Raw genomic sequence first — 6,192 nt, forward strand, 5'->3', positions numbered from 1 at the left:
ATGCGCCTCTTTTCTTGCCGCCGTTCAAATTAGATGCATATCTTTGTGGGCAAACATAATTTGACGACACTATCTAGGCGAGGGGGGCCCCTCCCCCCCAAAAATCGAGTACACCGTACCAACAAGCCAGCGGCGGCATTCGTGCCGCAGCGCAGCGTATATGAGAGACCATGACCACACCCTTTACGGACTGTTTTTTTGATCTGGACGGCACGCTGACCGATTCCGCGCCCGGCATCCTCAATGGCGTGCAATTGGCGCTGGCGCATTTTGGCCTGCGCCCGCCGCGTGAGAGCCTCACCTTTTTCATCGGGCCGCCGCTGCTGGAGTCCTTTGCCGTGTATTTTCCCGAGGAGCCGGACAAAGCGCGTACGGCCCTGCGCATTTATCGGGAATATTACCGTGAGCGGGGCATGCTTGAGAACAGCGTCTATGACGGCATGGCCGATCTGCTGGCCGCGCTGACCGCGGCGGGCGTGCGGGTGCATCTGGCCACGGCCAAGCCGGAGCCGTTCGCGCGGGTCATCGTGGAGCATTTCGGCCTGCTGCCGTATTTTACCGTGCTGGCCGGAGCGGAGCTGGACGGCCCGCGCCACGACAAGACGGACGTGCTGCGCTATGCGCTGGGGCTGGCGGAGCTGCCGCCGGAAGCCCGTCCGCTCATGATCGGCGACCGTCATCATGACGTGGAGGGCGCGCATGCCGTGGGGCTGCCGTGCGCGGGCGTGCTGTACGGCTACGGCAGCCGCGAGGAGCTGGCGGGAGCGGGTGCGGAGCATCTGTGCGATTCGGTGGACGACCTGCGCCGCCTGCTGCTGCCGGCCTGACGCCTTGCCAGACGCCGCGGCCCTGCGTACAACAGGGGGCGATGCCTCCCGGCGACAAGGCCGGGGCCGGATGGACAATCAACCGCCGTATGCGGAGGACAGGATATGGGATTTGCCAATTCCAGCTGCAGCTTCACGCGCTTTCGCGTGCTGGACAGCATGACTGACGAGCAGTGGAACGCCGTGCCCGACAAGCTCCGGCAGTACGCCTTTCAGGACATCGACGAGCTGCCCGAGATGCAGGCCCACGGCTGGGTCTGCTTCGAGGATATGCTGGACAGCGCCTGGCGCACGGCTCCGCCCCAGAAGGGCGCGTATTTCGTCTTTTCCCTGCGGCTGGACACGCGGCGCATCCCGGCCGGCGTCGTCAAGAAGCATCTGGCGCTGGCCCTGCGCGAGGAGAAGGAGCGCATGCAGGCGCAGGGCAAGAACTTCATTCCCCGCGAGCGCAAGAAGGAGCTGAAGGAACAGGTGCTGCTGCGCCTGCGGCAGCGCTTCCTGCCAGTGCCTGCCGAGTTCAACGTCATCTGGAACACGGCCAGGAACGAAGTCTGGTTCGCCTCCACCCAGAACAGGATGATCGACCTGTTCATGGAGTTCTTCCTCCAGAGCTTCGACGTGCACCTGGAGCAGCTGACGCCCTACAGCCTGGCGGAAACGCTGCTGGATGAGGAGACCATGAGCCGCCTTGACCGCATGGAACCCACGGAATTTGCCGTCAACGCCTGAGGAGAGGGATAATGAGCACCATCAGCGACTCCACGGACAGCATCCTCGGCAAGGAATTCCTCACCTGGCTCTGGTACCAGAGCGACGTGGCCCCCGGCGCCTTTACGGACGCGGAGGGCGCGCCCTTTGCCGTGAGCATGGAACAGCGCATCGTCGTGCAGGGCGGCGAGGGCGAGGCGCAGGAGACCGCTTCGGTCTCCGGGGCGCTTTCCCCCCTGCGGGAAGCCCGTTTCGGGCTGGGCACGGGCAAGAAGGTGTCCCGCGCGCTGGTACGTCTGGAAAAGGACGAGCTGGCCTTTCAGGTCAGCCTGCGGGCCGAGGATTTCAGCCTCAACAGCCTGAAAACGCCCAAGATCGAAAAAAGCGGCGACGATGGCGACCCCGACGCGCTGCTGCTGGAAAAGATCTATCTGCTGGAAGTCTGCACCGGCCTGCTGGACAGCCTGTTCCAGCGTTTTCTGCGGCTGCGCCTGTCCGCGGACTGGCTGCGGGAAGTCAACGACATGCGGCAGTGGATGACCCGTACGGAATAGCCACATGGGCAGCGCGTCGCATTCTTCCGGCTCCCGCGCAAGGGGCGGCCATCAGCTCTTGCTGCGGCTGGGACGCAAGCTGATCTGGATGCTGCTCGTCCTCTGGGGCATCACCATCATCAGTTTTGTGGTCATCCACCTTGCGCCCGGTTCGCCCACGGACATGGAGACCACGCTCAACCCGCTGGCGGGCGAGGCGGCCCGGCGGCAGCTGGACGCCCTCTACGGCCTGGACAAGCCGCTCCATGTCCAATACCTGGACTGGCTCTCCCGCATGGTGCGGCTGGATTTCGGCGTGTCCATGTCGGCCGATGCCCGGCCCGTGCTGGACAAGATCCTTGAGCGCCTGCCCCTGACCGTGGGCATGAACGTGGTCTCGCTGCTGCTCACGCTCTGCATCGCCGTGCCGCTGGGCATCCTTTCGGCCTGCCGCCGCAATTCCTGGCTGGACAAGGGCGTGACCCTGCTGGTCTTTCTGGGCTTCGCCATGCCGTCCTTCTGGCTGGCGCTGCTGCTCATGCTCTTTTTCGGGCTGGAGCTGCAATGGCTGCCCATTTCCGGGCTGACCTCGCTGGACTTCCCGCAAATGTCCTTCTGGGAAAAATGCGTGGACATCGTGCGCCATCTGGCCCTGCCCATACTGGTGTATACGGTGGGCTCGCTGGCGGGCATGTCCCGCTACATGCGGGCCTGCATGCTGGAAGTGCTGCGGCAGGACTACATCCTCACCGCGCAGGCGAGGGGGCTTTCCGGCCGCATGGTCATCTGGCGGCATGCCCTGCGTAACGCCCTGCTGCCGGTCATCACCCTGCTGGGCCTTTCCGTGCCCGGCCTCATCGGCGGCAGCGTCATCATCGAATCCATCTTTGCGCTGCCCGGTCTGGGACAGCTCTTCTATGCCGCGGTCATGGCGCGCGACTACACCATGATCATGGGCAATCTGGTGCTGGGGGCCGTGCTGACGCTGGCGGGCAACGTGCTGGCCGACGTCTGTTACGGGCTGGCTGATCCGCGCATCCGTTCCGCACAGGAGAAAAACGCATGATGCCGCGAGTGTTGCGCCGTTGTCTGGGGCGGCATCTCATGTTCACGCTGGGGCTGGGCATCGTGCTCGTCATGACGCTTGCCGCGCTGTTCGCGCCGTTCATCGCGCCCTATGATCCCACGCAGGAACACGGCCACGCCGTCCTCATGCCGCCCTGCGCCGAGTTCTGGCTCGGCACGGACAGGCTGGGGCGGGACGTGTTCTCCCGCCTGCTGTACGGCGGACAGGCGTCGCTCTGGGTGGGTTTCGTGGCCGTGGGCATCTCCGTGAGCATCGGGACGGTGCTCGGCCTCATCAGCGGCTATTTCCGGGGCTGGGTGGACGAGATCATCATGCGCGGCGTGGACGTCATGCTCTGTTTCCCGTCCTTCTTCCTCATCCTGGCGGTCATCGCCTTTCTGGAACCCAGTCTGGCCAACATTATGGTCGTCATCGGCCTCACGTCCTGGATGGGCGTCGCGCGCCTCGTGCGGGCCGAGACCCTCAGCCTGCGCGAACGCGAATTCGTGGCGGCCGCGCGGCTGGCGGGCTGTTCCACGGCGCGGATGCTCTTCGGCCATATCCTGCCCAATGCGCTGGCCCCCATCCTCATCACCGCCACGTTGGGCGTGGCCGGGGCCATTCTCGTGGAATCGAGCCTGAGTTTTCTGGGCCTGGGCATGAGCCCGCCCACCCCGACCTGGGGCAACATGCTGCAGGACGGCAAGAACGTGCTGGAATGCGCGCCCTGGCTCTCGCTCTATCCCGGACTGGCCATCCTCATCACCGTTTTGGGCTACAATCTGCTGGGGGAAAGCCTGCGCGACTGGCTGGACCCGCGTCTCAAGCAGTAGAGCATTTTGCCTTTGAAAAAGGCAAAATGCGAGGCGGCGGCACAGCGCCGCCCGGCCCAAAGTGAGCGGAAAAACCGCGTTTTTTCCGCGAAACGCCAGGCCGTATGGTTTGAAACGTGAAGCGTTTCAAACTGAAAATGCTATAAGGGGAGGGCGATGCTGGAACATCTGAGGATACGGAACTTGGCGCTCATCGAGGACATGGAGCTGGATTTCGCGCAGGGCATGAACGTGCTCACCGGCGAGACCGGCGCGGGCAAGAGCTTCATCCTCAAGGCGCTGGGCTTCCTGCTGGGCGACAAGCTGGCGGCGGACATGGTGCGCCCGGGCGCGGAACGCGCGCAGGTGGAAGCGCTCTTCCTCCTGCACGGGGAGGAGTGCATCATCCGCCGTGAACTGCTGGCCGAGACCGGTCGCAGCCGCCTCTACGTCAACGATAGCCTTCGTTCACAAGAGAGCGTGCGCCAGCTGCGGGACGAGCTGCTGGTGCATACCAGCCAGCACGGGCAGCAGCAGCTTTTGCAGCCGGCTTTTCAGGCCCGTCTCATGGAAAGCGCCCTGCCGGATGCCGGTCTGCTGCGGGAGAAGGACGAGCTGCTGGGACGGCTGCGCGACGTGGCGGCCCGCCGCGAGGAGCTCAGGCAGCGCCAGACCGGGCTGGCCGACAAGCGCGACGTGCTGGAGATGCAGCAGCAGGAGATCGACAAGGTGGCTCCCGAAGAAGGGGAGGAGGAACGCCTTGAAGAGGTGCGCGCCCAGGCCCGCGCCGCCGAGCAGGCCGGGGAGCAGTATGAGGAAGCCCTCAGCCTGCTGCACGGGGAGGATGAGCCCGGCCTGCTGGACATGCTGGGCCGCCTTGAACGCCTCCTGCATCAGATGGCCCACAACAATGAGGATCTTCAGGCCGATGCCGAGGCCGTGACGGCCCTGCGGCAACAGCTCCAGCACCTGAGCGGCGTGCTGCGCCGTCCGCCCGTGCCCGATGACCTGCCGGACATGGACAGCGTGGAGGAACGCCTCTACGAGCTGGCCCAGCTCAAGCGCAAATTGCGCCGCAGCATGGACGAGATCCTGGAACTGCGGCAGGAGATCGAGGAGAATCTTTCTTTCCTCGACGCCTGCGCGCTGGACATCTCCGCGCTGGACAAGGAGGAGAGCCGCCTTGCGGCCTCCCTGCGCGAGGTGGTGGAGCGTCTGCGCCCGCAGCGGCGGCAGGCGGCGGAGGACTTTGCCCGCCGTCTGGAAGCGGAATTGCGGGAGCTGGGCTTCTCCGAACAGGTGCGCGTGCTGCCGGACTTCGTGCCGCAGGAAGTCTGGCCCGGCATCGAGGACGACCGGGTACGCATCCTCTGGGCCCCCAATCCGGGACAGGCCCCGCAGCCGCTGGACAAGATCGCCTCCGGCGGCGAACTCTCCCGCTTTTTGCTGGCGCTGGTCAGCGTACGCCCCAAGGCCGAGAACGCTACCTTCATCTTTGACGAGGTGGACGCCGGGGTGGGCGGCATGACGCTCAACAAGCTGGCCGACAAGCTGGCCCGCCTGGCCGAACAGCGGCAGATGCTGCTCATCACCCACTGGCCGCAGCTGGCGGCGCGGGCGCAGCGGCATTTTCAGGTCAGCAAGCAGATTCGCGGCAACAGCACCTTTACGGTGTGCGCCCGCCTCGATGCCGGGGAGCGTCATGCCGAACTGGCCCGCATGGCCGGAGGCGGCGCGCAGGGCGAGGCCGTGGCCGGCAGCCTGGAGAAGGAACGGCAGGCGGCGGAGTAGGGGCGGCTGACGCTATCCATTATTGTTTGGGGGGAAGGGGAACCCCTCGCTTTGCTGTCGATGTCCGTAAGGCTCCTGCGTCGCCTAACGGACACGGCCTTCCGGGCCGCCTTTCGGTCGCGCTCTGCTGTCGATGCCCGTAGCTTCCTTCGTCGCAACGGGCACGGCCCTGCGGGCCGCCTTTCGGTCGCCGCCTGCGCTGGAGGCCCAGCCTTTTCGCAGCGGAGCGAGAAAAGGCGTTCTCGCGATCCTTCCCCCCAAGCCCCCCATCCCTTCCCCAGCGCGCTTTTATCAAGGGAAACGACAAAGGAAACGGCAGAGAAACGAGTATCTCCATCCAAAGAACATACCTGAAGGTCAACCTTGCGCCCCTTGCCTTCTAGGGTCAGGACTCATTATTTCCATACGCTTCAAAAAAGAGTAGGTATGGAGACGGAGGTTACCATGTCTACTCT

The 6,192-nt window shown here is 64.8% G+C and carries 6 protein-coding genes; all 6 read left to right on the plus strand.

Annotated elements, in window-relative coordinates; genetic code table 11:
* Positions 1-170 precede the first annotated feature (170 nt).
* Positions 171-827, plus strand: coding sequence for an HAD hydrolase-like protein (locus Q0K12_RS12055; protein WP_297263218.1), 657 nt, complete (start codon positions 171-173; stop codon positions 825-827).
* A gap of 105 nt (positions 828-932) precedes the next feature.
* Positions 933-1,556: a recombination-associated protein RdgC gene (rdgC, locus tag Q0K12_RS12060; RefSeq protein WP_297263219.1), complete on the plus strand. Its 624-nt coding sequence runs from the start codon at positions 933-935 to the stop codon at positions 1,554-1,556.
* Between the two features lie 11 nt (positions 1,557-1,567).
* Positions 1,568-2,089, plus strand: a complete 522-nt coding sequence (locus tag Q0K12_RS12065; RefSeq protein WP_297263220.1) for a hypothetical protein — start codon at positions 1,568-1,570, stop codon at positions 2,087-2,089.
* A 4-nt stretch (positions 2,090-2,093) separates the two neighbouring features.
* Positions 2,094-3,134, plus strand: a complete 1,041-nt coding sequence (locus Q0K12_RS12070) for an ABC transporter permease (protein WP_297263221.1) — start codon at positions 2,094-2,096, stop codon at positions 3,132-3,134.
* Complete coding sequence (locus Q0K12_RS12075) at positions 3,131-3,967, plus strand: ABC transporter permease (RefSeq protein WP_297263222.1); 837 nt, start codon at positions 3,131-3,133, stop codon at positions 3,965-3,967. The genes Q0K12_RS12070 and Q0K12_RS12075 overlap by 4 nt, the downstream gene beginning before the upstream one ends.
* Positions 3,968-4,123: 156 nt before the next feature.
* Positions 4,124-5,737 carry an AAA family ATPase gene (locus Q0K12_RS12080; protein WP_297263223.1) on the plus strand — a complete coding sequence of 538 codons (1,614 nt, stop codon included), beginning with the start codon at positions 4,124-4,126 and terminating at the stop codon, positions 5,735-5,737.
* Positions 5,738-6,192: the final 455 nt, after the last annotated feature.

Origin of the sequence: uncultured Desulfovibrio sp. (genome assembly GCF_944324525.1) — a bacterium.
GTDB lineage: Bacteria > Desulfobacterota > Desulfovibrionia > Desulfovibrionales > Desulfovibrionaceae > Desulfovibrio.

Bases quoted from the DNA above. Each gene is read 5' to 3' on its own strand.
- Q0K12_RS12055 (WP_297263218.1), top strand. From the start codon at position 171: ATGACCACACCCTTTACGGACTGTTTTTTTGATCTGGACGGCACGCTG.
- Q0K12_RS12070 (WP_297263221.1), top strand. From the start codon at position 2,094: ATGGGCAGCGCGTCGCATTCTTCCGGCTCCCGCGCAAGGGGCGGCCAT.
- Q0K12_RS12065 (WP_297263220.1), top strand. From the start codon at position 1,568: ATGAGCACCATCAGCGACTCCACGGACAGCATCCTCGGCAAGGAATTC.
- Q0K12_RS12075 (WP_297263222.1), top strand. From the start codon at position 3,131: ATGATGCCGCGAGTGTTGCGCCGTTGTCTGGGGCGGCATCTCATGTTC.
- Q0K12_RS12080 (WP_297263223.1), top strand. From the start codon at position 4,124: ATGCTGGAACATCTGAGGATACGGAACTTGGCGCTCATCGAGGACATG.
- rdgC (WP_297263219.1), top strand. From the start codon at position 933: ATGGGATTTGCCAATTCCAGCTGCAGCTTCACGCGCTTTCGCGTGCTG.